Genomic DNA, 23,039 nt, shown 5'->3' with positions numbered 1-23,039 from the left:
GAGATTCCTGACATGGAGCTATTTGCTTTTCGGTTTTCGGGGATTGGCTTCGTTGCACGGCCGGTCAGCTTGCCGTAGCAACTGATTCAACTCGTCTTCAGCGTAGAGTCGATACTGGTTCACTGGGTGCCGTCGTTCCTTGATGCGTCCATCACGTCCCCAGTTGCGCAGTGTGTTCTGCGACACGCCGAGGTATTCGGCTGCTTCTTTAATCGTCAGAAATTCACTCAACTTTGTCATCGAGACCTCTCCGCTCGCGGAACCACCGGCCTACAAAACCTTACCAAACCCGGCAGCACTCCAACAGTGGACGAACCAAACCTCCAACTTCACAAATTTCTTGAGGCTTGAGCCAGCACCTACTTGCACTTGTTGCTGACGATTCGGATACACTGATCGCTAGCGTGCAACGAGGCATTGCTGATCGTCTGCAATGACTTGAAGTTGACATTGTCGAACGGCAAGAGAGAGAGGGGCGCTAGGATGAAAAGGTTTTGGTTGTTACCGGGTATTGCGATTGCAATGTCTGTTTTCGTGACGGGCCAAGATGGCCTTGAGCCTGCACCGCGAATGGATCTGCGGACATTCGCTGAATATCACCTGTTCGTTGATACAAATGGCGATGGTGTCGTCGACGAATCCGAGGACAGACGGTCGCCTGAGGCGAAACAGAGGCTTGCATCTTTGCGAAAAGGCGTGCGAGTCATGAAGTCGCGGAATCCTTCCGATCCCACGAGTTGGTTCTTTCAGGCCGCGATTCATGGCGTGACTGATGATGCGATGATCGAGGCAGCGGATCGCGATCCTTACGTTACTAGCGTCCGCCGTGAGATGTTTTGGAATCGCTGCCCACACAACGGAGAACCGTCTGCCGATTTCTTGGTTTGGCACCGCGCTTACATCTATTACTTCGAGCAGATTCTTCGCGAGGCTGCTGAGGACCCGACGCTCAGCTTGCCATACTGGAACTACACTGGCGGCGACGTGTCTTTTCCGCCCGCGTTCGCGAATAGAGAAGTCGCAGACGGTGATATCATTCCCAGGAACCCACTGTGGGCATCGGATCGTGAAGCGGCATTCGTTGTAGGGCGAACCGGCCTCACTCCTAAGGTTACGACCGAAGCGTTCGCTGCGTTGATGTCTGAGACGCGACTTTTCGGACCGAGTGAAGACACAGGCTTTGCTGGTGGTGTCTACGACGACGCGCCCGGCACGATGGGAATGATTGAGCGCCGACCTCACAACGATATTCACGTGGCCATAGGTGGCGTGATCGGGAATGACTTCAATGGATTAATGGCTGAGGTGCGAACGGCCGCTTTCGATCCGATTTTTTGGGTTCATCACGCAAACATTGATCGCATCTTTGCGAAATGGGACGCCCTGCAAGGTCGAACCTGGGGCTATTTCCCCGACGCGGCGTGGTTTGCGGCGCGTCCATGGTATTTCTACGACGTTGACGGCAATGTTCAGAACAATCAGCGGGTCTTCTATTTGAATGGAAAGAATCTGAGGGTTGCGTACGACGACGTTGACTCGAATGCTCCAACATTAACTGAATCTGCTCCTTTTGATGTGAAGGAGTCCAACGTAATGCTCGCAACGCTTCCTAAGAATTTCCAAATGGATAAGGCTACGGGCATGGCATCGCCTCAACTCGAACCAATGTGCGATTGCTGTCGCAACAAAGATGTGGAGGCAACGCTTTCGGCAGAAGTCGCGACCGAGTTTAGCCTTAATGTTGTCGGATCAGCAGCGGAATCACAGAAGTTGATGGGGCTTGCACCGCGTGTAGAGCGACCGAAACGGGGACCACAAACGATGCTGGAAGTCACGTTCCTCGTGCCGAAGAGCGTGCCAAACGTCGGGTACGAAGTCTTTTTGCAAATAGCTGATGCTGACGAGATCTCGGTCGGAAACCTGTCAATGTTTGGATTGAAACACCATGCAGAACATGACACCGATGAATCGAACTCGGTGACTCAACGGATGAATATTACCGATGCGATTAAGGGTGTCACGGACGTAAGCCGCCTCAAGGTTGTGATCAAACCGTATTCGCTTTTTAGCGAAGCCGGGACGACATCTACCCGACGCAGTGGAAACATTGGTGTCACCAACGTCAGCATCAAAGTTGATTAGCCACCCATAGAAACTCGCGCAATGCTTCTCTACCCTTCGGCCCCAGAATATGGACTGAAGCGGGAATCGGAACTCCTGAAGGTAGCAAGTATGCAATCGTTTACTCACGAATCCGCTAGCCAAGAAACGCCCGCGGGGGATTGATCCTCCGCGGGCGTTTCGGATTTCAGTTCGTCTTTCGACTTACAGTTCGACGGATTCTACTTCGCGGACGAAGCGGGATGCGTCGTTTACTAGGAACGATGAGACAACGTTGAACACGGCGTCACTGAAGCCGCCGATGTTTAGGATGTCCTCTCGCTCGGGTGCCTGGCTGGTTCCGTAGGGTTGGATGTCGATGCAGACTAGCTTTGGATCGGAGATGCCGAGTCCACGCTGGGTCTTCTTGAACTTCTCCCATTCGGTCATCACTCCGGTTGCGCCGTTTTGGCCGTAGCTGTAGGCGCGTCTGTTCGTGATCCAGCTTTCGTTGTCGCTGATCAACACGATGCCCGCGAAGGCTTGCTTCGCGTAACGAGTGTTGGCTTCGACGAATGGCAACGAGCAGTCCGTTCCTCCGCCTCCGTACTTCGACAAGCGTCCTGACAGTGACAGGATCGAATCACTTGGATCGACCTTGACCTTGTAAGCTTGCGTATCGAACGGAACGACGACGCTGTCTGGGTTGCGACGCAGGATCGCTGCTGCGAACAGTGCCGCAACATCGACGCATCGCATCTTCGACGTTCCGCCCCCTCTTCCCGAACGACCCGCACGGTTTCCCGTAACGGCACATCCCATCGAACCTGACGTGTCGAGTCCGATGATGACTGGGCCTGGAAGCTTTGGTACGTTTCCGCACGCGATCTCCGCCGCGTCATGTAGCGCCGTCTTGATCTTGCTTGGAACCTCGTCCGATGCGTTCATGTAAGCTGCCAGGAACTGGTACGGGAACTGACGGCTGCGAGTGATCGCATCACGGTCAGCCAGTTGGCTGGCCACGTAGTCGATCATCGCGTTGTCGGTTCCTGCGAATCCGAGGATTCCAGGCTTCTTAAATGCGTCGTGACGCAGTAGCGTGTTGAGGTTCATTCGCAGTGCTTGCGGACCCATTTGTCGGGCGATCGCCTTCCAAACCAACGGTCCTTTGGCTGCGTCGGCTAGCAAGTCCCATCGAACTTGCAGGTCGCCGGCGATCAGCGTTTGGGCTTCGGCCGTGTCGGCTGCTCGGTACGCGACCAACGACTGCACCGTCGAAGGTAGGTGGTCAGCCGTAGCTGGTGCCCACTTCTCGACTGGCTTGTCGGTCAACCATCCGAACAACGCTCGACGCGCGTCGTCCTTTGGCGTTGGACGTGCCATTCGCAAGATGTCTCGCAGGCTTGGATCGTTGCCGATCGAAGCTGAGAGCAACTTGCCAACAGACGCGTCGTTCAGCCAACGTTGGAACGCACGCTGCAGCGATGACGACAGACCCTTGCGACCGAATTGTCCTGAACGAGTCATTTGGAAAACGGTGCGCAGAACGCGGCCGTTATCGGCGACTCGGTCGAAGACTTGGTGCATGAGCTTGGTGTCTCGCGTCGACAGTACGACCAAGAGCGCTGCCGGCATGTCCTTCATGTAAGCACGCTCACGTGAGTAGACGGCCAGCTTTGCCAGGAACTCGTTGTCGTCGATCTCGTCGATCAGCTTTCGCATCGCGTCGAGTTGGTTTTGCGCGGACGCGTAGTAGACGTTGCCGAAAGTACCGGTCGCCGCCATTTGGGCGAGCGCGTGCTTCGCTGACATCTTGTACGCTGGGCCGCCTGCTTCGTTAACGACGGTCGCTCGTGGCAGGACGCTAGTGATGCTTTGGAATAGTGACTTGTTGGCCATGTTTGACCTCCTGAGTAATGCAGGTTGTTAGCCTGCGTGTGCAGTCGCGGCAGGTTGGAAGCCCACGCTACGACGAAGTAAACGATCCGACGAGGTTTGGTGCAGAGGTGGCTCCCGAATGAGCCACGTCGCCGGTTTTTGACCAGCCAATTCGGCTGGGTCGTAGTGGACAGCGGCGACGAAGGGAATCGAACTCTTATGTACTCCACTCCGGCAGTCGGATCGTGTGTCTTGCCACCGCGTGGAAACGCCCCGAACGAAGTGGGGCCGTTTCACAGCACGATGGTTTTGTGTTGTTAAATCGAAAAAGCACTCGGCGAAGTGTTGGACAGAGACCCGTGTTGCTTTCGAGGAAGCTTGCGGGGCGGGGCTCGAACCCGCTGGACCTTTCGGTCGTGCCATGTACTCCGAACCGGCAGCCGAGTGTGTTTCGATGTTCTGTTATCTGTTGAAGTAGTGATGCACTGTGTTTGCCTTGATAAAGGGCACGATCGACGAACTTGTGACCAGAGGGTTTTACGGTGCTCTACCACTGAGCTACGGCGCTGCAATCTTGCGAATTGCAGTTGCGCCGGTGGGACTCGAACCCACGACACCCGGCTCCTGAAGCATGTACTCCGAATCGGCAGTCGATCGTGTGCGCTTTCTATTTCGTTTTCTTCTTGGTGGTCTTTCCCATTTGTTTCCAAAGGGAACGGCCGTTGTCTCGGTCGAGCCGGACAAGTTGTTGCTGTCGTGTGTCGAAAGCGATCAGGTTTCCCTTGGGTCGCTTCGCGTAAACGAACGGCAAGCAAACGGCAACGACTTTGTGCGGTTCGCCGGCTGCGCGTGGCAGGTAGCGAAGTCGTACGAGTTCGTCGATCGGTTGCGAGATGCCTGAGCAGTCCCATAGGTAGGACGGAAGCTCGATGATCTCGCTGAGGATGGTGACGTAGTCACCTTTGGCGATGTCTTCGCCAGCGATCCTGGCCGCGACGGTCGTCACGGTTTTGGATCGGGATTCGGTTGTGGTTTTCATGTTTCCGTAATCGTTGAAAGATTGAATTGTGCATGTGTGTGTTCTCTGTTGAACCACGAGCTTGGATTACTCGCGGCCGGTCATAATGGCGAAACAGGAATATAAAACACGCATAGTTCAGTCTCTCGAGACGATTGGGAAAACGCGACTAACGAAGTGGTTGAATCAGAAACGTTTCGATGCTCTAACCAATTGAGCTACGGCACCGCTTGGCAATGCCGGCGGGAATCGAACCCGCAACCTCCGAATTAAGATGTACTCCGAAACGGCAGTTAGTCGTGTGCGGGTGCTAAGTTAAAGGGGGGCGACGAAGTTTGTGGCCAGAGGTTTTTTCCTGAGCTATCGGCGTTCCTTGCGGATACCGAGCGGGGCTTGAACCCGCGACCTCGTCGCTCTCGCGACGCGCTCTAACCTATGTACTCCGAACGGGCAGTCGCCTTGTTCTGTTGTTGTGTGTAAAAAACGATTGACGAAGTTTGTTAATCAGACAATTCGATGCTCTACCAACTGAGCTACGAAGCGGACACAAGGTTCACTTCGGTGGGACTCGAACCCACGACCGTCGCGTGATGTAGTCCAATCAGGCAGTCAATCGTGTATTGGTGGCGACGAAGTTCTGGACCAGAGGTTTTTGTCTGAGCTACCGCTTGCTTTCGCAGCGGACGGGAATCGAACCCGCGACCTCGTCACTCGCGTGACGCGCTCTCCCATGTACTCCGAACCGGCAGTCGCCATGTGTTGTTGTTAGCTGGATCAATTACGACTGACGAAGTATTGAGCAGAGAATCTGTCCTGCGTGTCTTCCAATTCCACCACAACGATCTTGCGATCGCTGGCGGGACTCGAACCCGCAAGGCTTGTAGGCCACAGAAGCCCATGTACTCCAAATCGGCAGTCAGTCGTGTTTTGTAAATGGCGACGAGGTAATGACTCAGATCACTAACGCATAGGAATCGAACCTACCGATCGTGTTGCCACGATCCCCAGACTCACTGGACGCAATCATTGGTGGATGGATTCCAAGCCGGCAGTCGCCATGTTTTGCAAAAGTCCAACGAAGTTGTTGTTGAGAGGGTAAGAACGTCCGTTTCAGCGGATGCTGATCGTTGACTGGCCCCTTGGTCTCCGAGAGACTCCAGCGCCGTTCACTAGCCGGTCGCCCGACATCGCTACCTTAGGCTCCTCATGTATTCCCAGCAGGCAGTTGAACCTTGTGTTGTGATCGGCCAGCGAAGGTTTTGAATCAGACGGTTCTTTAGCAAAGATGTATTCCGATTCGTCAGTTGGTCGATCAAGAAACGCTGGTGGGAGTCGAACCCACTTAAACCGGGTTGCAGCCGGCCGCCTAGCCATCTGGCTCCAGCGTTAAGATAGGGGTGAGTCTTGAGTTGTGAGTCCTGAGAAAAAGGGGTTGAGATATGCGGGATCATCGGAAGCTACGAGCGTTCGAGTTGGCGGACCAGCTTGTTATGTCGGTCTACTCAGCAACGAGGACATTCCCTAAAGACGAAATGTTCGGGCTGACGTCACAACTTCGTAGAGCTTCCGTTTCGATCGCGTCCAACATTGTCGAAGGATGTGCGCGGAACTCTGAAGCAGACTTCCTGCGTTTCCTCGACATGGCATTTGGGTCCATTCGAGAGGTCGAGTATCAACTGACGATCGCTCGGCGGCTCGAATACACAAACGGAGAAACCGCCGAACAACTTGCTAACCAAGCAGATGAAACAGCAAGGGTGCTCGCTGGCCTCATCCGCTCACTTCGCTCGTCTTCTTGAACCTCAACGACTCAAGACTCATCCCTCAGGTCTCATTCCCTAAAAGTAGTCGTCGCGATTGACGCCATCACAGACGCCCCGATCGTAGGCAACAACGCTTGAAGCGTTGACCGCTTCCGCATGGGCACAGGTCGTTGCGACCGAGCTTTTCCTCGAGTTGCTTGCCTTGGATGATTCGGACTCCGCGTTTGACTTTCGTTTCTGACGGGTAGCTTTTACGACGTTTGCTCATCGGCTCGAAAGCAATGGGCGTTGTCGTCGTCATACAGATGTTCGTATCGCATCGTTCTGCTCCGGTTTGAGTGTGAAACTGTTGAGTTGTGTAAAGACCGATCGGCGAAGGTACAACTCAGATGGTTCACATTTTCAAGATGTAATCCGAGTCTGCAGTCGATCAGTCAGTGCTCTCGCCAGGAATCGAACCTGGTCTACGACCTTCGCAAAGTCGCGTGCGAATCCGGCACACTCCGAGAACAGTTTGAGTAACCCGCCCAGGAATCGAACCTGGTCCGACAGTTTCGAAGACTGTCATGCTATCCAGCACACCCGCGAGTCATTTGATTGCTTTGTTCATTCATAGTCACAAGAGCCGACGACTGGGTTCGCACCAGCATGGGTCGCTTTACAAGAGCGGTGCCTTTCTACATCGAGTCACGTCGGCTTGGGAAATGGCCCCGCACCGAAGTGCGGGACCAAACTTCAGTCGATGAATGCGACATGTCGCATTGCGATCGACTCGTTTTCAGTGTTCATCAGGACTTGGTGCCAACCGTTCAAGATGATTGTCTTGTGGTCCGGATGGCGAACTCGTCCGCGAACCAACACGCTGGGGTTTCTACGTTGAGCGACCCAGTGCAGATGACGAAGTTCAGGCTTGCGACTTATCAATCGCATTCGCTGTCCCTCGGTCAACCCGTTCGGGTGCTGGTTACTGATGTAAACCAGTTGTCCGCCCTGTCGAACCACTTCTTCGCAAATGTGCGGCTTTCCACCACCACGTGCGATCGGTTCGTTCCGCAGCACGAGACGCTCATCGACCAACGCCGGGTTTTCGACCGGGACGAAGAACCACTCGCCCTGACGGATGAACGCTTCATTGCGTCGACGATTCCGCTTTCGCGGCTTCACGCCAAGACGGTTCTCAAGTGCTCGCACCGCAACCGGCTTGAGCGCGTCGAAAGCTGTCTTCACAGATGAAACGGCTGCCCGTTCAGGAACAGCAGCAACGAACCAATGTCGCTCGTCGTGTCCGCACAAGAACTTGTGCTTTCCGTCGTCTTGTCGCGACATCAGTAGCAGGTGCCGCATTGAAGGCTGAACGTCGATCACCTGCGTTTCGGCCAACTGTGGTGGCTGAATCGAGATGTCGAAGAACTCGCCCTCGGCGTCGTTGCCGATGTCGATCGAAACTTTTTCACGGAGAGCCGTTCCCCAACGCCGAACGATCGGCGGATGAACGTTTGCTCGAGCACCAATCCGCGTGAATTGACGCTCAATCTGACGCATGCTCATGACATTGCCTTTCAAAAGTGTCAAACAAGCGAATGGATGCCGGCAGCCAACGTGACTGCAAATATCGGCAGTAGCCCGACCAGGAATCGAACCCGGAACTTCTGGTTAGAAGCCAGAGATGATGTCCGTTTCACCATCGAGCCGTTTCAAACAAGCGGAAGGCGAGGGAGTCGAACCCTCATCACCCGAAGGTGGCACGCGTTAGCAGTGCGGCCCGGCAAACCGTATCCGGCTGCCTTCCGTAAACAATCGTGAGTGGACCGGAAGGGAATCGAACCCTTCCACCGACTTTGCAAAAGTCAGTCGCCTCCTTGGAACATGCCAGCCCATTTGTTTCAAACGTCACTCAGAGGTCCGTCCGGGAATTGAACCCGGTCTTCGTCCATACCACAGACGCGTGCTGCCGCAACACTTACAGACCGTTTGTGTCAGTGATCACGGATGGAATCGAACCATCGGTCTCCTGCTTGTCACGCAGGCGTCTTAGCCGCTGGACCACGCGATCGTTTGTCATGACCGAGGTGGGAGTCGAACCCACAAAGTCACGAGTCTCTCGACCTCGTCGCTTTGCCAGTTTGCGTACCCGGCCGAATGAAGTAGCGGATCCGGGGGTCGCACCCGGCGGTCCTGGCTTATGAGGCCTGGCTGAGCTCTGGCCCATCCGCGTTGTTATCGCATCGAAGTAGCGGGTTCGGGGGTCGCACCCGACGGTCCAGGCTTATGAGGCCCGGATGAGCCTGGCTCACCCGCATCGTTGAAAAGTAGCCAAGGCGAGAGTTGAACTCGCACGCCGCTGTGGGCACGACATTCTGAGTGTCGCGTGTCTACCGGTTCCACCACTTGGCTGTTTGAATCGAAGTACTGCGGGAGGGAGTCGAACCCTCAAACACGAACATTTGAAATTCGCCGCTTTGCCGGTTTGCGTACCACAGCATGTTGAATCAGTACTGAGGGCGGGAGTCGAACCCGCAAGCACTTGTTCCTAAGACAAGCGGATCGCCGTTGGCCTACCTCAGCGTGAGTGGAGCACCGGGGAATCGAACCCCGATTTTCTGCGTGCAAAACAGACGTCTTCCCGTTGGACGAGCGCCCCATGTTGTTCTTCGTTTCAGTGCCCAGAGCAGGAGTCGAACCTGCAAACACTCGGGCCCTGTGTTTATTGATTACCGGGGCGAGTCGCTCGGCCGGTTGGCGTACCTGGGCGTTGAGTGCTGGTGCCGCTGGGAAGAACGCGACCGACCGCGTCCTTCCCTTGGCTGCCAACGTGTTACGCATTGAGTCGCGGAGCACTATCGCCGGTCAACTTGCGATGGTTCTTGATCGCCTTGTGCGAGTCAGGAATCTGGTCACCTTCGACGATCGAATCACCAACGCACTCGACCACCCAGCCATCGACCCAACCGACCTTGTCGTCTTTGAGCCTCAGCACTCGACCGACCTTCGCAAACTCTTGCGGGATGTACGATGTCGTTCGCACAGATCCGCGGGCGATGTTGCGTCTCATCGCACATTGCACGTACCTCACGTTTCTGGACATCGTCATTCTCCTTGGTTAATTGCGGGCCAGCGTCACCGTGACGCCGGCAGTAGTCTCGGATGGAATCGAACAATCGTTTCCTGCGTGTAAAACAGGTGTCGTAGCCGTTGGACCACAGGACTTTGTCAAAAAGTCGATCCGAAGAGCACGTCCCCAAGGATTTGAACCCTGACTAACTGGTTTGGAATCAGCAGTGCTACCGTTACACCAGAGACGTGTGAAACTTTTCAAAACAAGTGGGAACGCAAGGAATCGCACCTCTCGCCGACTACCACACAATTAAAGGCAGAAGGGTTACAACCTCCCGTGTGGAAACGATCCCATGTTGTCGAGCGGAAGCCGTGGGACTCGAACCCACAACGGTTTTTGACCGCAGCTGTTTTCAAGACAGTGTCCTCATCCGGCCGGGTGACTTCCGTATTGCGTTATTGAACGCAGTGACGTGAGCGGGAATCGAACCCGCGAACTCCTGGATGAAAACCAGACGATTCTGCCATCAGAATCTACCACGCCGTTTGGTTGCTTCGATCGAAGCGAGTACCGCATAGGAGTTTCGATCTCCTCCTGCTGCCTGAGAAGCAGCCGACCTAGCCAGTAGTCGAATGCGGCGAATTGAAAGCGATGGCAACGGGAGTCGAACCCGCAGCAACTTGATAGACAATCAAGCTTCCTTCCCAGAGGAACTTGCCACCGAAAATGTTTGCACGAGGGTGACCAACCGGAATTGAACCGGCGACAAACTCATTCACAGTGAGTCTCTGGAAACCAACACCAGATCTGGCCACAGCACCGGAGACTGGAATCGAACCAATGAACTCCTCGTTCAGAGCGAGGTGCAGCGACCAACAACTGCTACTCCGGCATTTGGTCTTCAATACATCAGCACTCCGTCCGGGGATCGAACCCGATCTGCGAGCTTCAAAGGCTCACGTCGCGACTACGCGCCGGAGAGAGTTTTCACCATCAGAAGAGTGTCCTGTGGGAGTCGAACCCACCTAGCCGGATTGGAAATCCGGAACCTTTGCCGCTCGGCCAAGGACACGAAATATGCGGAAGTCTGAAGGGCGAGGTGTGAAACGAAGCGATCTATTCCACACTTCTCGCTTCGCCCTTCAAACTTCGCGAAGCTCCGGCGGATGGACTCGAACCATCACTCGTCTCCTTAACAGGGAGCCGCCTTACCATTGGGCCACACCGGATTCTGCAAAGCGCCCAGTGGGAGTCGAACCCACACTTCCGCCATGGCAAGGCAGCAGGCTACCGCTACATCATGGGCGCAAAAATGCATCACTACCAAATTGTCAAAGATCAATGGCGCCGAAGCGTCTTAAGAGCACCGAGCCGGAATCGAACCCGCATCACCTCGTTACGACGGAGGAGTCTTGCCGTTAGACCATCAGAGCTGGAGTAGCCATTAGCGGTTAGCCGTTAGCAATTAGCTTTTCCGTGCTGGAGCTAATCGCTAACGGCTAATAGCTTGTTGCTATTTTCAAGTGGGATCGGTGAGAATCGAACTCACATCGCTCGGATTAAGAGTCCGATGCATTACCTTGTCTGCCACAATCCCATGTGTCGTCGTTGTTTCATTTCAGTCGGCGTGGCGGGAATTGAACCCGCGACCGTCGCCTTATAAGGACGCCGCTCTCACCCCTGAGCTACACGCCGATGCGTAGCAATGGGGCCGAAGGGAGTTGAACCCTCACCGAACGGATTAAAAGTCCGTCATGCTGCCAGTTACACCACAGCCCCGATGTTCGATCGCGGCTATGCGTTTCAATCGCAGTGCAGTCAGCATGTTGGTGTTCTCCTTCGTGTTCGTTGACGTAAGTGGTAGCCCCGAGGATCGAACTCAGCGCGACCCGCGTATCAGGCGGATTTGGGCGACCAGCCCTCGACTACCATGTTGTGTTGTGAAAAAGTCGGACACCTCGGAGTCGAACCGAGACCCTCCTGGTCCCAAACCAGGCGTGCTTCCATCTGCACCTGTATCCGATGTTGTGCTCTTCCGATCGCCGCAGCGTTTGCTGTCGGCGCATATCTTCCTTGTCAGTGGGCCGGGAGGCGCTCGAATCCTCGTCTGCGGTTCTTCAGACCGCCGCTAGACCGTCTCAGCTACCAGCCCATGTTGGGTTCGTTGTTGGGTTTGCCCGCCGCAATGCGGACACGAAAAAAGGCTCGATGCCTGCGGTGACACCGAGCCTTCATGGAGAAAGCATTCGCTAGAGCAGCGAGTGTCACATCAGACGCGGATACGCCGGGGCATTATCTGTATTCAACGGTTGCCCGCCGAAGAGATTGCCTTCGTGTATCTGTTCGAGTCGACTGGATTGGGTTTTTGATAACATCAGAAAGCTCGTTACTCGCTCGTCTGTGAATGTGACTTGTAGTTCAGGGAGATAGACGCGCTCGCGTCACGATGGTTCGCTTAAAATCTCGCTTTCACAAAAATAGAGATGTGTAAGACCGCGATTCTATTTTACCAAACGCAGAGTTTTTCAAGAAATACTCGTAAGTATGAGCTCGGCCAACCGAATTGAGCAGGGACAACTCAATCGCCGACTTCGCAAGTGGCGACAGAATTCAAAGCGTGAAGATGATTCGGGATCACTCGCCCAGTCAATTGCGAGCCTAACCGGAACGATTTTCGTAAAGCTCGCGCAGTGAAGCAACGAGCTGATCTTGTTGTTCGGCGTCGAGCAGCGAGTAATAGGACTCCACTCCGAATGTTGCAATCGTCTGACCTGCCCAAGCTCCGGCGATTCCGCCGACAATCGCTCCAGCCGGCACGGTGAACCAAGCCGCTGGTCCACCGAAGCCACCCAACGCTCCTCCGCCAATCGCACCTGCGACTCCTCCTCCAAATGCTCCACCTGTTGTTGAGGTGGCATATACGAACTGACGTGTGTTCAATTCACCGCTGTAGAACTGATAGCCTTGAACACCAAACGCACCTGCCATCAGGACTCCGCCAACGGGACCTGCGTAACGTCCGACGCGTCCTAAAACCGCGGCGGCGCGGCTTGAGGCGTTGACTTGAGTTGCGATCGTGGAAGAAACGCCGCCCAACGCAAAGCTTGCTCCCGAGCTCGCCATCAGCGTGTGGTAACTTGCCTCGGTTGCTGAACCATTGCCGGCTAAATAGTCGTTCCACTTCTGAAAGGCATGGCCGCCTTCCGCGGCCGCCATGACCAAGCCGAAACCTGTGCTGACAGCCCGCATGCGGAACTGGCGGGTCGCCGCGCGATCGAGGTCGTCCAGGACTCTGCTGACCGGAACGTGCCCGGCCTTTAATGCACTTGCTGAAGAAGTGACGACATTGCCATATGCTGCTACGCCCTGCTGGGCCGCAAATTTCTGTAATGCGGGAATGAGTGGCCGACGATTGACGAATGCTTGCGGTTGACCCGTCGCCCGTTGCTCTGCGGCGAGTTGCCTGATTTGTCGCTTGTACTTTTGAATATTGCTGTACTGCGATGACGGTATCGCGTCTTTGACTTCGATCCTGCCCAAGCTTCCGCTTGCACGGTGGCGGAAAACGAGATCACGATCGGTGACCATTCTGCCTCGCCGGTTGTAAACATTTTGCTCGACATCAATTACGCGGTATCGCGAGTCGGCGCCGAAAGCATCAACCATGCGAACCAGCCGTGCCGCGCCTTTGCGCTGGGCTTGGCTGTCGCTAGCTAGGCCACGAGCGGTCTTCATTCCACCCGGCGTGCTCGCCAAGATGTTGGTCGCATTGCCAAGCACGTTAGGTGCGCGCGTTCCGTATCCTTTGTTTGCGGCGCGGACGAGAGCCTGACGACGATGGTCCAACGAGGAGCCACGACGAAACGCGTCTTCGATGGCCGGTTTTGCCAGGCGATAGGGAGTTTGGTAACCCAGTTGTTCCAACGTCAATTCTTGAGCGTGCACGGTTCGTGGGAGGAGCGAGCAAGTGAGAATGCACGCAGCGATACGAACCATCCAGTTACACTGGCGAGAATTCATTTGGAGTGCTCCATAAAGCTTTCGAGGGTGCGTTTAGGAACTTCAGCGGTTTTACGGGCTAGCGAGAGCTGCATGCCTTCACCGTCTTCGATCTGTTGCCAAATGGTCTCAAATGCTTCGCTGTAAAACTTCGCGACGGGCGGTTCCAGTAAGCCCTGATTGATGGGAAGCAAGTGTTTCACGGCCGCGTCGTGCTTTTTCTGGTAATTGTTCTCGAACCATCCCTCGGACTCGAACATCTGATTGAGTGTTTGAATCTGTCCTAATGCCCATGCTTGGTATTTCATGCGAGCCTTGTTAACTCGACGCCCTTGTTCTTTTCCGAGCGTTTCAAGGGATTCGGTGAGATGGTCGTCGATTTTAGACCGCAGTGAAGCAAATGCCGCTTCGGGACCTTGCATCTTCTCCATGACGAAACGGACTCGAATGGAATCAACTGTTTGGCTGAGGCCCACGAGAGCGGACCTGCGAAGCTCGGCGTCATCGACGCTGGAAATATTCTCGAGCTGTGTTTGCAACGCTTTTGCTTCGGTTCGCAATCCTTCGGCCAGTTGGAGATTGGCGAGAGCCTTCGATTTCGCCTGTAGGTCTTGCATGATCATGGTGACTTCTTCGTCTGGCGAATCGTCTTGCCGTTGAAGGCGTCCCAAGAGCCCTTGAATGATATCCAAGCTGTCCGCATCAACGATTTCAGCTTCGGACGATGTCTTCGCGAGTTGGATACATTGAGTCGCATGTTCCGTGGCCAACTTAGGCGCGATTTGTTCCAAGCTAGGTGGGATTGCGTCGAGCAAAGCTTCGGCATCAAGCAAACTGACTGCCGTCGGTTCCAACGATATGGACTGCCGGGCCGCTAACAGCCAGTCGAGTGCGGCCAATTCATCGGATAGCTCGATACCTGCGAGCACGGGCAGTGAATTGCGAAGTTCGTCCCTTTGTTGAACGAGTTGGTCGAGCTGGGAGATCGCAGCGTTTTGTGTTTGCTTCTGTAATCTGACGATCGATTGACGTGAAGCCTCCATATCGCCCAGTAGGGCATCGAGTCGTTTGTCGATTCTTTGCACGCTAGCTTCGCTAGCAACGTCGTCACGGCCGCATCCAACAAGGAGGATCGAAGCCAGTGTCGCCAGTGCAATGGAGTTGTAGGTTTGTGAATATCTCATTGTTAATCTGCCGAAACACGGTTGTATCGAGCTCGCTTGACCACGTCTTTTTTTTTCGCGCTGTATTCTATACCAGTGAGTGGACGTTCGTAGTTTATCAAGCATTCTGAACGATTTGTACTGGCCCAGTGCATCCATCATCACCAAGTTTGCTGCTGCTGGTTATTCACGTCAACTCGATTGAAGCTGTGCTTCGACGCGACCATCGTCTGTATTCTCTGATCTTGGCTACCATTTGCATCTGTCCTTTGCTATTTGCCGGCAGAGACGATCGACGAATGACCACTCTGATTGAATGTTCGTTGTCCTAAACCTTTTAGGAATTCTTTCATCGTGCTTCAAGAAATACATAAACACTTCTGCGAAGTCCTCCGATGAATCCGTTGCTGCATAATCGGGACGTGCTCGGTCGGACTATAGCTCGAATCAATACAACTGTTGTTAAGAGTGCCAAAAGCAACTCGAAAGCGACGCGATCGAATTAAACCGCGATTCGTGTCAGCCACTGCGTGGCCATATTCATGCCGCAGTAGATCACGAAGCGTGCGTCGCGGACCGCCAAAGATGACTTCGCTCATCCGGCTCATCGAAATCGCCGGGATCTCGATATGGCCAGTTGATCGGTAGCACTGATATCCGTACGCGGTGCCAATCCAAGTAAGGTAAACGTCTACATCGGCAAGACGTTCATTCCACACGCCCAAGCAATCTAGTTCGTTGCGCACATCCTCAAACGCCTTTTCAAGACGCGGCATCGTAATCACGGCATGCTTTCTGTTAGCCATCGCGTGCCTAGTCAGCAATAGGGCAAAGATGAGCTTTTAGCCGGTTGCCGATGCGCCGAACGAACATTGCATTGACGGTGCCTTCCCCGATTCGAGCGCCAACTTTCGCAGCAACAGCGCCAGCAGCAACGCCCAATGTATGTTGCAAAGTCTCACGCAATTGCTCTTCAACCTTGTCGGCGGCTTGGTCTCCGCCAGCAGCAATCGCCACGGACAAGAATGATTGCCCCAAGATGTAGCACGTCTCCAATCCGCCAGGGCGGACGCCATATAGTTGACACAGTTCGTTTACCAAGTGATACGACTGTGCCATCACAATAAGTGAATCAACACTACCGCGCGGCGAAATAGCAGTCGCCGCGCCAACCTGAAGTGAGACTCGCTTGATGATCCGTGAAGCAGCATCTTCCATAGGCGAGACGATTTGACTACGAACTTCTTCGAGCCACTGGTCAGGCAGACCGTTGTCGATTCTCAACTGTTGTTCAATTCGCTCGAAAAAATCATCGACGGTGATACTATCACGTCCAAACCCGCCATTCTCTAACAGCTTTTTTTGGTTTCGATCGGTTGGATATAGCCTCAGAAATTCTCGAACAGCCGTTTCGGCGACCTTTTCATTTTCACGATGCCACTTTCGGCTCTCTGCGCGTTCTTGCATTACTTTCAATGCAGATAGCGAAACACCTGGTGTCTTCTTCAACCGTGCAAATCCCGAGACAAGTTGCCAGGTAGCAACGCCGATCGCTAGCCACAGAACGCCCAGAGAAACGAACCCAATCCAGTTTCCGGGGAATGGCAAATAGCCAATTTCTCGCATCAAAGTCGCCGTCTGTGAGAGTGCAAACAGCAAAAACGCCGCCACGATGATGATTAAAAATGAAACTACCATCCAGTTAAAGCGTTTAAGGCGAGCGATCAATGTCGAAGGATCGACTGACGATTCAAGCTCCCCGAGCATTTCGGAATCTTCGTCAACGGGATCAAATAGCGTTTCACCCTCAGCCAGTCGTACACCACGAATATCGGGAACACCCAGCAACGCATCTTTCTGCTTTACCACGCGAGGACCGGAAGATTCGCTTTGTTCTGTTGTTTCAGTTGCCTTCGACATCTCGTTCTCAGAGCGACCAGCTACTTCATCGGCCTCATCCAGGATCGGAGACTCGAAAATATTCTTTGATTGCCGAGCAGGCTTTGGATCAGTCATTGTTTCGATTTCCATTGGAATGTCGGCCGAAAACGATTCCGGTCCGACTATTTCTTGATCGCAAAAAGTATTTCAGTGATCGCATCGAGCCCAAATTGCTTTGGTGGATTCCCTTTGTTCTCAGGCATCCGTGGTGCGGTTCGTGGGAAGCGATAGTCACCTCTTTTCCAGCCGTTCGGAAACTCATCCGGTAACTCACTGATGGTCGCTTTGGAGGGCTCGCTTTCGTCCTGATTCAGGTAACGGAGTTCATGCATTGGATGCGATTCGGTTGACTCAACGGCGGCAGCAACACAGTAATGCACTTCGAGGTAACCCTTCGACGCCGGATACCTCACGGCAGGACGAGCCAAGTCTTCCAGCAATTGTTTGACTTTAGATCGATCGTCGCGATGAATGCGATCCGTTTGCGTCGCAACGAAAACAATGCGATCGACTTGCGGAGCGACAAGACCCAACGCACCGTAGTGCAATGATTTCTTCCACCATTTTTCTGTCCAGCTGCCAGGCGCAACTCCACCGACAAATCGTTCGATCAGCGTGCTGGCTTGGTTTTTCCAACTTGCGCCCTGAGCAAAGATGCCGGCGATATCGACCAAGAAGACGATGTCATGACAAGCGCCCAATGGTTCGAGTGCTGGTCGGACCACCATCCTGCGATACTCGTTGTAGTGCGATTGGCATCGCAGCCACATCTCGCTTTTTTTGTCCTTGAAGCACTTCGGGACCGGCACGATTGGTTTTCCCGAGATCCCCATCGGGCATTGTTCCGTAAACCATTTTTCGAGTTTCTCAATGCTGGTCATCGAGTCATCGGGCACGTAGTTGCCATCCGAATCAACCAACATCGACGACGGTGTGATAAGCGGGATGCGGCTTCGCAGGAACTTTGCCATTAACCTCCGGTAAGCCTTTTCAAGTCGTGAAAGACTTGATTCTGTGGCCGATGTTGTTCCGCGATAAGCCCTTAAAAAGTCAGCAGCGTGGTCGGAAAGTGATGGATCAACCTCGATCGTGTGAACAATCGCCTCACTCCAATGAGACAAGCACTTGTGCCGAAGCATTTCTGCGTCGGCAAGGCGTTCGCCTGGGATGTCGTAGAGTTTTATAGGTTGAGCAAGATGCCAACTGCTGCAATTCAATGACAGCGAGTAAGTTTCCAAAGCAAGCGACTTGCTGACCCACTCGCCACTGGCGATTGAAGCGCGGTTCTGTTCAAACAGTCGTCTTCCACTGTCTTCGTCTTCACCGTTCCATTGAATCATGAGGCTATGTTTCTGCGGGGTTCTGCCAAGCGGAAACTTTTTAGGGTGGTGGTTATTCCAATGGTCCAGTAACGATGTAAGAAAGGTAGTCTTACCACTCTGAGTTAGGCCGATGACGCCGATATGATGTGTCCGATTCAACATTTGGATAAATGATTACGAGCTGTTTGGTTTATTATCTCAATACAAATTTCGGCTCGCCAACCGCCATAAACGCGACCTCAACAACCGAACTGTCTTCAATCATGGTCACTCCGATCTCGTGCAATCGCTCGAGATCAAGGGCCTCTGAAAACGCCCGAGGTGAAGCTAGGGCTAAAGCAACCAAATAGAAGGCAGCTCTAAATGAAATAGTACGAGGATTCATCGACTTCGCCACGGGGCGCAGAATTGGAATTAGATACTAACGTCGTCGGCCGCCGGCACGCTTCAGGCCTTTAGCGACGAAGTCGAATGCATCTACGGCTTTGTAGTCTTCGAGTACGTCGAAAAAGCAAGCGAGAACACGTTTGGTTTCTGCAACGTTGATCTTGACGCCCTGAGTGTCTGCCTTGCGAGAAACCTGGTCGTAGATGTCGTTGAGCGTCAATGCCTTTTTCTTGGTCGCTGTCTTTGCTTTCTTCTTTGCCATGACGAGTTTGTCCTTGCTGGAGTGAGTAGAGTGAATTCCTAGCAAGTGTTTTAACCGTCGAAAGGCATGATGAGAATACAGGTCACGTTCGACTAGAACAGACTGTCATCTACTGTGCGAAGTGATCGTGTTCACAATATCAATTGCTCACACCCATTCGCCGCTCGACGAAGTTTCACTGCCGCCTGGTTCGTCTCCGGGCTCGGGCGTGCCGGGATGTCCGGGCGGCATGTTGTCGGGCCACCAGAATCCGGGCGGCAAATGGTACGGGTGGTCGGGCGGCAGTCGCGGCCATACGTGGCGTGGTGGCGGCACGAGTACTTCGGTTGAACCTTCGGGTTCGGGCGGCCAGTCCCAATCCTCGGGCCACCACGGCGGGCGAGGCTCGTCGTCGGAACCGTTGTCATCAGTGCTTGATCCCTCCGGTGGAACGTTCGGAGGTGCGGGCGGCAACGAACTGCCCGGCGGATCGAATGGCGGAATGAACGGATGCCAGGGAGGCGGGATGTCGTCGCTGCCAGAACCAAGCGGATACGTCATCGAATCTCACTCCTTTGAGTCGGATCGGGATGTCTGAATGGGACACGTTTGCTCGGGCAGAGTCCGCATTGCGGGATCGCTTTCGTCTCGACGAACGATTGCAGTTCGTCTTCACTGGCCGATGCAGGGCATGCCTTGTAGTCGCGAAAGAGTTGCCAAGCGGGGATGCTTTCGAATTTCAGTCGTTGTTCCATCAGGGCGTGATAGGCGAGTGCCGGACACTTCCACAAGCAATCGCGGAACAGCTGAGTGCACGTCTTCTGCATGCAGATTCGGTACGCTGCATCCGGCTTGGAATCGAATGGCATCGGCTTGCCATCCTTGACGCGATACTGTCGCATCCAGCCACGATGTGACTGGCGAATCTTGATCTGGATGCCCGGATGGTCCACTCGCCACTGCCACACGGTTTTCTTTGCCGCATTGAAGCGATCCATATACGACTCATGTGTGCCGTGCTGACTGACCTCAAGCCGACAGTTGGCTTCAATTAAAGCCGCAGGTAACTCGGGATGACGATCGAATAAGAATCCGTTCGTGACGAGCATCAAGTTGGAGTCGGGCCAATACTCGCGGGCCAATCGCAAGTGCTCGATCAAATGTGGGTTCAAGAGCGGCTCCCCACCAAGCAACGCGAATCGGCGCGGCCGAACGCGGTACGACCATGACGAATACTCGCGGCGTGCGTCATCCAGTGTTGGAAGTTTGCCGGCGAGACGGAAGTTACTGTAGTGACTGCATTGTTGGCACGAGAGATTGCAGCCATGAGCGAGGTGGTACTCAAGTGCGGGAATTTCGATCATCGCCACATGACCTTTTCCAGTCCGTGTTTGTCCAAGCCAGCTTTTAGGAATTCCGGCCGCCGACGCTGATAGCCGGGTGGGTCAACGTGCTCATGTTTGAATGAGTGATTGACGTCGACTGCGACGTTCATTCCGGCGATTTTTGCGCGCCAGAAGAAGTCCCAGTGTTCTTCGACTTTGAGTGACTCGTCCCAGCGGATCGCTCGCAGGATGTCGCGATAGGCGACGAAGCAGTTGCCGACGTAATGGCACCAGCGAATTGAATGCCGCTGCCGGTAGCTTCCGAAGGCGATCCGCAGCGTTCTACCGTCGACACGCAGCATGCGAGGACGTTCGTCGTTGTTACTGAGCGCCGCCAGCAAATCGAGGTCGTGATGTTTGTTGAGCGTCCCGATCAACTCAGGAAGACGCGTTTGATTCGTGACGAGATGATCGTCATCTGCGAAGACAACGATCGGCGTGTCGCCGGAATTGAGCAATCTGTTGCGACCGGCGGAAAGGCCGATGTCGTATTTGGTCTCGATCAGTCGATCGACCATGGCAGCTTCGTCTGGACAAACGGCCGAGAATCGCAGTTCCGGTTTCCCGTCATCGAGGACGTGGATCAGCGGACGGTGATCACCATAGTGGTCGTAGATGCTGCGAACGAGCGCCGCACAGCAATGCGGGCGATGGATCGTCTTGATGCAGAAAGTGGCTTGATTACGCACGGACGATTTGACCTCCTGGATAGCGCAATGAATGGAAACCGTGTTTGCGAAGCCCCATCGCCCGGAACTTGGCTCTGCCACGCAGGTCGCGATAGCCCGTGCCGGCGACATGGGCGTGGACGACGGAGCAATCGGTCGCGACCGCGATTTGCAGCTTGGCGAGGTGACTCGCTCGGTAGAAGAACTCCCAGTGCTCGTACGTCTTCAGGGCCTCGTCCCAACGGAGCGTGGCGATCGTTTCCTTGCGAGCGAGAAACGCGTTGCTGACCATGTCGCACCAGGCGACCGAGCCAATTCGCTTCTTTTCACCGCGGTGCATCCAGATACGTTTGCCGTTCATCAGCGGCGAAAGCATCGTGGGTCGACCGCCTCCGCCTTGTCGGACGGCGAGAATGTCGAGTTCGTGAGCGGCGAAGTACTCGCAGACGCGGTCGATGTGAAAGTCAGCCGTGGCAACGTGATCGTCGTCCAACAGGAAGATGTACTCGGTCTGCGCCGCGTCGATCGCTGCGTTGCGTCCAACGCCAACGCCCACATCGTGTCGATCGAGATTGATGACCTCGCAATGCTTGGCGGTTTCGGGATACTTCTCGCTGAAGCGAAGTTCGGGGCGACCGTCATCGACGACGACAATGGTCGGGTCGACGATATGATCGCGCAGCGACTGGACCAGCCGATGGCAGGACCAAGGCCGGTGAATCGTCTTGATGCAGAACGTGATGTCTGCCGTTGAAACACTTTTTGCCATGATGCTTACCCAAACTTCCGGAGATCAGGATTGACGTGTTCGATCGCCGACTGGATTTCATCCGGAGTCGGCGTTATGCCGAGAAACTCGACCAGATTGCCAATCACTTCCTCGGGATACGTCACCAACTCGGCGAATTCGATCCGGAACACCGGCACGTCGGGATGCTCGGAGATGAAGTTGTCTCGGTGGTCTCGGAGACTGCGTTGAAGAACCTCACAGTCCTCATCGTTCGCCGCGAACCATTGGCCACGATGTTTCTCGCTACGGTTCTGCAGCGATCGAATCGACGCTTCGATGTCTCGTTCGACAGAGATGATTCGCAGTGAATCGCCAAGCCCCGCGTGAAGGTGATTCACGAAGCGACATAGATGCGGATACTTCGCTCCAGAAACCGTCTTATCGCGATTCGCTTCTGATTTACGACTGACGATCCACGACTTGAGCATTTGAGTGAGTTGGTCGTCGCTGACGTTCGGGTCCGTCGCCGGGAAACGCATCACCTTTTCGCAAAGCTGTGCCAGCCCAACTGCCTCGCCGCCTCCAGTGGCTTCGTAGCCACCAAGCTGATTGCCCATGTGAACGCCAAGATGGTGCATGACCATGGCGACGCACGAAGTGCCGGCGCGGTGCGGTCCAAGCACGGCAAAGAACGGTGCATCCGAATGGTCAGCGTTCTTGGCGTCATTGAAGAACCGCGTTTGGCTCCACTTGCGACCACAGATGTTGGACTTCGTCGGCAATTGTCCAACGAGCCAGCGATCGGGCGTGTAAACCGCGATGGATTCTTTTTGAACGTTCTTGCCTTGAACGAGTGCTTGGTAGCGTCGCTGGATCAATCGACCGAGGTGATGGTCGATGTGATGCTTGGTGTGCCAATCGTTCCAAGTCAAATGGCGATAGAGTGTTTTCATCGCCTCGCGTCCTCGCACCATGAACGCATGCGTACGATTCACGTTGTACGGACGATAAACGTGTTCGCTGACCTTGTGCGGCGGATTTTTGCCAGCGTAAAGGTGTTGGCCGCCGAGGTACGCCATGCCCCAGTCGGCCGGCAGTTCGGCTATGAACTGTTGCAGTCGCTCGCAGAAGTCGTCGCCAAACCCGGCGTCGTCTTCAAAGACAACATACGAGTCGATGTGTTCGAGCAAACACTTTTCGAGGATCAGCAAATGTGATCGGTAACAGCCCCACGCACCGTTGCCTGCTCGCCACTGCGGGGGCGTTGCCACGCGGCGTCCGTCGATCGCGGTGAACCGTTCGGGTTCGGGGAACGGCCAAGGATCGGGAAGCTGCCGCATCCAGTCACGCAGCCGATCATCGCGTCGCTCGAGGTTCATTAGGAAGCAA

At 54.5% G+C, this 23,039-nt stretch carries 18 protein-coding genes and 25 tRNA genes; 2 read left to right on the top strand and 41 right to left on the bottom strand.

Annotated features, from left to right (window positions below):
- Positions 1-18: 18 nt before the first annotated feature.
- Positions 19-240 carry a helix-turn-helix domain-containing protein gene (locus Poly59_RS25875; RefSeq protein WP_146537019.1) on the bottom strand — a complete coding sequence of 74 codons (222 nt, stop codon included), beginning with the start codon at positions 238-240 and terminating at the stop codon, positions 19-21.
- 282 nt (positions 241-522) lie between these two features.
- Here Poly59_RS25875 and Poly59_RS25870 point away from each other — a divergent pair, with 282 nt between their 5' ends.
- Complete coding sequence (locus Poly59_RS25870) at positions 523-2,142, top strand: tyrosinase family protein (RefSeq protein WP_186776525.1); 1,620 nt, start codon at positions 523-525, stop codon at positions 2,140-2,142.
- Between the two features lie 183 nt (positions 2,143-2,325).
- Here the strand turns inward: Poly59_RS25870 and Poly59_RS25865 are convergent, their stop codons facing one another.
- The 3 genes from Poly59_RS25865 to Poly59_RS29810 all read right to left on the bottom strand — a co-directional run bounded on the left by Poly59_RS25865 (position 2,326) and on the right by Poly59_RS29810 (position 6,384).
- On the bottom strand, positions 2,326-3,999 hold the full coding sequence (locus Poly59_RS25865) for a TROVE domain-containing protein (RefSeq protein WP_146537017.1): 1,674 nt from the start codon (positions 3,997-3,999) through the stop codon (positions 2,326-2,328).
- Positions 4,000-4,645: 646 nt separating this feature from the next.
- The gene (locus Poly59_RS25860) at positions 4,646-5,017 is read right to left on the bottom strand and encodes a hypothetical protein (protein WP_146516109.1); all 372 of its coding nucleotides are present in this window, start codon (positions 5,015-5,017) and stop codon (positions 4,646-4,648) included.
- A 1,296-nt stretch (positions 5,018-6,313) separates the two neighbouring features.
- Positions 6,314-6,384, bottom strand: a tRNA-Cys gene (locus Poly59_RS29810).
- 51 nt (positions 6,385-6,435) lie between these two features.
- Here Poly59_RS29810 and Poly59_RS25855 point away from each other — a divergent pair.
- Positions 6,436-6,795 carry a four helix bundle protein gene (locus Poly59_RS25855; RefSeq protein WP_146537016.1) on the top strand — a complete coding sequence of 120 codons (360 nt, stop codon included), beginning with the start codon at positions 6,436-6,438 and terminating at the stop codon, positions 6,793-6,795.
- Between the two features lie 67 nt (positions 6,796-6,862).
- Here Poly59_RS25855 and Poly59_RS25850 read toward each other — a convergent pair whose 3' ends face one another.
- The 37 genes from Poly59_RS25850 to Poly59_RS25690 all read right to left on the bottom strand — a co-directional run bounded on the left by Poly59_RS25850 (position 6,863) and on the right by Poly59_RS25690 (position 23,029).
- On the bottom strand, positions 6,863-7,027 hold the full coding sequence (locus tag Poly59_RS25850; RefSeq protein WP_186776588.1) for an SEC-C metal-binding domain-containing protein: 165 nt from the start codon (positions 7,025-7,027) through the stop codon (positions 6,863-6,865).
- A 251-nt stretch (positions 7,028-7,278) separates the two neighbouring features.
- Positions 7,279-7,350, bottom strand: a tRNA-Arg gene (locus Poly59_RS29805).
- 144 nt (positions 7,351-7,494) lie between these two features.
- Positions 7,495-8,307 (bottom strand): hypothetical protein, encoded by an 813-nt coding sequence (locus Poly59_RS25845; RefSeq protein ID WP_146537014.1) that lies wholly within the window; start codon positions 8,305-8,307, stop codon positions 7,495-7,497.
- Between the two features lie 71 nt (positions 8,308-8,378).
- Positions 8,379-8,450 (bottom strand) — tRNA-Arg (locus Poly59_RS25840).
- Between the two features lie 12 nt (positions 8,451-8,462).
- A tRNA-Ser gene (locus Poly59_RS29800) sits at positions 8,463-8,548 on the bottom strand.
- Positions 8,549-8,563: 15 nt separating this feature from the next.
- Positions 8,564-8,635: transfer RNA gene (locus tag Poly59_RS29795), tRNA-Ala, on the bottom strand.
- Positions 8,636-8,739: 104 nt separating this feature from the next.
- A tRNA-Val gene (locus Poly59_RS25835) sits at positions 8,740-8,812 on the bottom strand.
- A gap of 8 nt (positions 8,813-8,820) precedes the next feature.
- Positions 8,821-8,896: transfer RNA gene (locus tag Poly59_RS25830), tRNA-Leu, on the bottom strand.
- Between the two features lie 173 nt (positions 8,897-9,069).
- Positions 9,070-9,153: transfer RNA gene (locus tag Poly59_RS25825), tRNA-Leu, on the bottom strand.
- 99 nt (positions 9,154-9,252) lie between these two features.
- A tRNA-Leu gene (locus tag Poly59_RS25815) sits at positions 9,253-9,324 on the bottom strand.
- Between the two features lie 5 nt (positions 9,325-9,329).
- Positions 9,330-9,400 (bottom strand) — tRNA-Ala (locus tag Poly59_RS25810).
- A 19-nt stretch (positions 9,401-9,419) separates the two neighbouring features.
- Positions 9,420-9,510, bottom strand: a tRNA-OTHER gene (locus Poly59_RS29790).
- A 64-nt stretch (positions 9,511-9,574) separates the two neighbouring features.
- The gene (locus tag Poly59_RS25805; protein ID WP_246151945.1) at positions 9,575-9,844 is read right to left on the bottom strand and encodes a hypothetical protein; all 270 of its coding nucleotides are present in this window, start codon (positions 9,842-9,844) and stop codon (positions 9,575-9,577) included.
- Between the two features lie 146 nt (positions 9,845-9,990).
- Positions 9,991-10,061 (bottom strand) — tRNA-Trp (locus tag Poly59_RS25795).
- A gap of 116 nt (positions 10,062-10,177) precedes the next feature.
- Positions 10,178-10,261, bottom strand: a tRNA-Ser gene (locus Poly59_RS29785).
- A gap of 21 nt (positions 10,262-10,282) precedes the next feature.
- Positions 10,283-10,357: transfer RNA gene (locus tag Poly59_RS25790), tRNA-Glu, on the bottom strand.
- A 106-nt stretch (positions 10,358-10,463) separates the two neighbouring features.
- Positions 10,464-10,536: transfer RNA gene (locus Poly59_RS29780), tRNA-Asp, on the bottom strand.
- A gap of 17 nt (positions 10,537-10,553) precedes the next feature.
- A tRNA-His gene (locus tag Poly59_RS29775) sits at positions 10,554-10,629 on the bottom strand.
- 2 nt (positions 10,630-10,631) lie between these two features.
- A tRNA-Gln gene (locus Poly59_RS25785) sits at positions 10,632-10,706 on the bottom strand.
- 108 nt (positions 10,707-10,814) lie between these two features.
- Positions 10,815-10,886, bottom strand: a tRNA-Gly gene (locus Poly59_RS25780).
- Between the two features lie 85 nt (positions 10,887-10,971).
- A tRNA-Asn gene (locus Poly59_RS25775) sits at positions 10,972-11,043 on the bottom strand.
- 8 nt (positions 11,044-11,051) lie between these two features.
- A tRNA-Gly gene (locus Poly59_RS25770) sits at positions 11,052-11,122 on the bottom strand.
- 216 nt (positions 11,123-11,338) lie between these two features.
- Positions 11,339-11,411, bottom strand: a tRNA-Lys gene (locus tag Poly59_RS25760).
- Positions 11,412-11,436: 25 nt separating this feature from the next.
- Positions 11,437-11,509: transfer RNA gene (locus Poly59_RS25755), tRNA-Ile, on the bottom strand.
- Between the two features lie 11 nt (positions 11,510-11,520).
- Positions 11,521-11,593, bottom strand: a tRNA-Lys gene (locus tag Poly59_RS25750).
- Between the two features lie 170 nt (positions 11,594-11,763).
- Positions 11,764-11,836: transfer RNA gene (locus tag Poly59_RS25745), tRNA-Pro, on the bottom strand.
- A 58-nt stretch (positions 11,837-11,894) separates the two neighbouring features.
- Positions 11,895-11,966: transfer RNA gene (locus Poly59_RS25740), tRNA-Phe, on the bottom strand.
- A gap of 506 nt (positions 11,967-12,472) precedes the next feature.
- Positions 12,473-13,759 carry a hypothetical protein gene (locus Poly59_RS25735; protein ID WP_146537013.1) on the bottom strand — a complete coding sequence of 429 codons (1,287 nt, stop codon included), beginning with the start codon at positions 13,757-13,759 and terminating at the stop codon, positions 12,473-12,475.
- 71 nt (positions 13,760-13,830) lie between these two features.
- The gene (locus Poly59_RS25730) at positions 13,831-14,997 is read right to left on the bottom strand and encodes a hypothetical protein (RefSeq protein WP_146537012.1); all 1,167 of its coding nucleotides are present in this window, start codon (positions 14,995-14,997) and stop codon (positions 13,831-13,833) included.
- 792 nt (positions 14,998-15,789) lie between these two features.
- On the bottom strand, positions 15,790-16,992 hold the full coding sequence (locus Poly59_RS25725) for a YcjF family protein (RefSeq protein ID WP_186776524.1): 1,203 nt from the start codon (positions 16,990-16,992) through the stop codon (positions 15,790-15,792).
- 47 nt (positions 16,993-17,039) lie between these two features.
- Positions 17,040-18,401, bottom strand: coding sequence for a YcjX family protein (locus tag Poly59_RS25720; RefSeq protein WP_146537010.1), 1,362 nt, complete (start codon positions 18,399-18,401; stop codon positions 17,040-17,042).
- Positions 18,402-18,660: 259 nt separating this feature from the next.
- Positions 18,661-18,888, bottom strand: a complete 228-nt coding sequence (locus Poly59_RS25715; RefSeq protein ID WP_146537009.1) for a hypothetical protein — start codon at positions 18,886-18,888, stop codon at positions 18,661-18,663.
- 147 nt (positions 18,889-19,035) lie between these two features.
- Positions 19,036-19,428 carry a hypothetical protein gene (locus tag Poly59_RS25710; protein ID WP_146537008.1) on the bottom strand — a complete coding sequence of 131 codons (393 nt, stop codon included), beginning with the start codon at positions 19,426-19,428 and terminating at the stop codon, positions 19,036-19,038.
- Positions 19,425-20,231, bottom strand: a complete 807-nt coding sequence (locus Poly59_RS25705; protein WP_246151944.1) for a radical SAM protein — start codon at positions 20,229-20,231, stop codon at positions 19,425-19,427. Before Poly59_RS25705 ends, Poly59_RS25710 begins: the two co-directional genes overlap by 4 nt.
- Positions 20,228-20,941 carry a glycosyltransferase gene (locus tag Poly59_RS25700; protein ID WP_146537006.1) on the bottom strand — a complete coding sequence of 238 codons (714 nt, stop codon included), beginning with the start codon at positions 20,939-20,941 and terminating at the stop codon, positions 20,228-20,230. The genes Poly59_RS25705 and Poly59_RS25700 overlap by 4 nt, the downstream gene beginning before the upstream one ends.
- Positions 20,934-21,689 carry a glycosyltransferase family 2 protein gene (locus Poly59_RS25695; protein ID WP_146537005.1) on the bottom strand — a complete coding sequence of 252 codons (756 nt, stop codon included), beginning with the start codon at positions 21,687-21,689 and terminating at the stop codon, positions 20,934-20,936. Before Poly59_RS25695 ends, Poly59_RS25700 begins: the two co-directional genes overlap by 8 nt.
- A gap of 5 nt (positions 21,690-21,694) precedes the next feature.
- Positions 21,695-23,029, bottom strand: a complete 1,335-nt coding sequence (locus tag Poly59_RS25690) for a glycosyltransferase family 25 protein (protein WP_146537004.1) — start codon at positions 23,027-23,029, stop codon at positions 21,695-21,697.
- Between the last annotated feature and the right edge of the window lie 10 nt (positions 23,030-23,039).

Source organism: Rubripirellula reticaptiva (genome assembly GCF_007860175.1).
GTDB lineage: Bacteria > Planctomycetota > Planctomycetia > Pirellulales > Pirellulaceae > Rubripirellula > Rubripirellula reticaptiva.
Note: the sequence above shows the minus strand (reverse complement) of the source record. Positions and strands in the feature narration are given on the sequence as shown.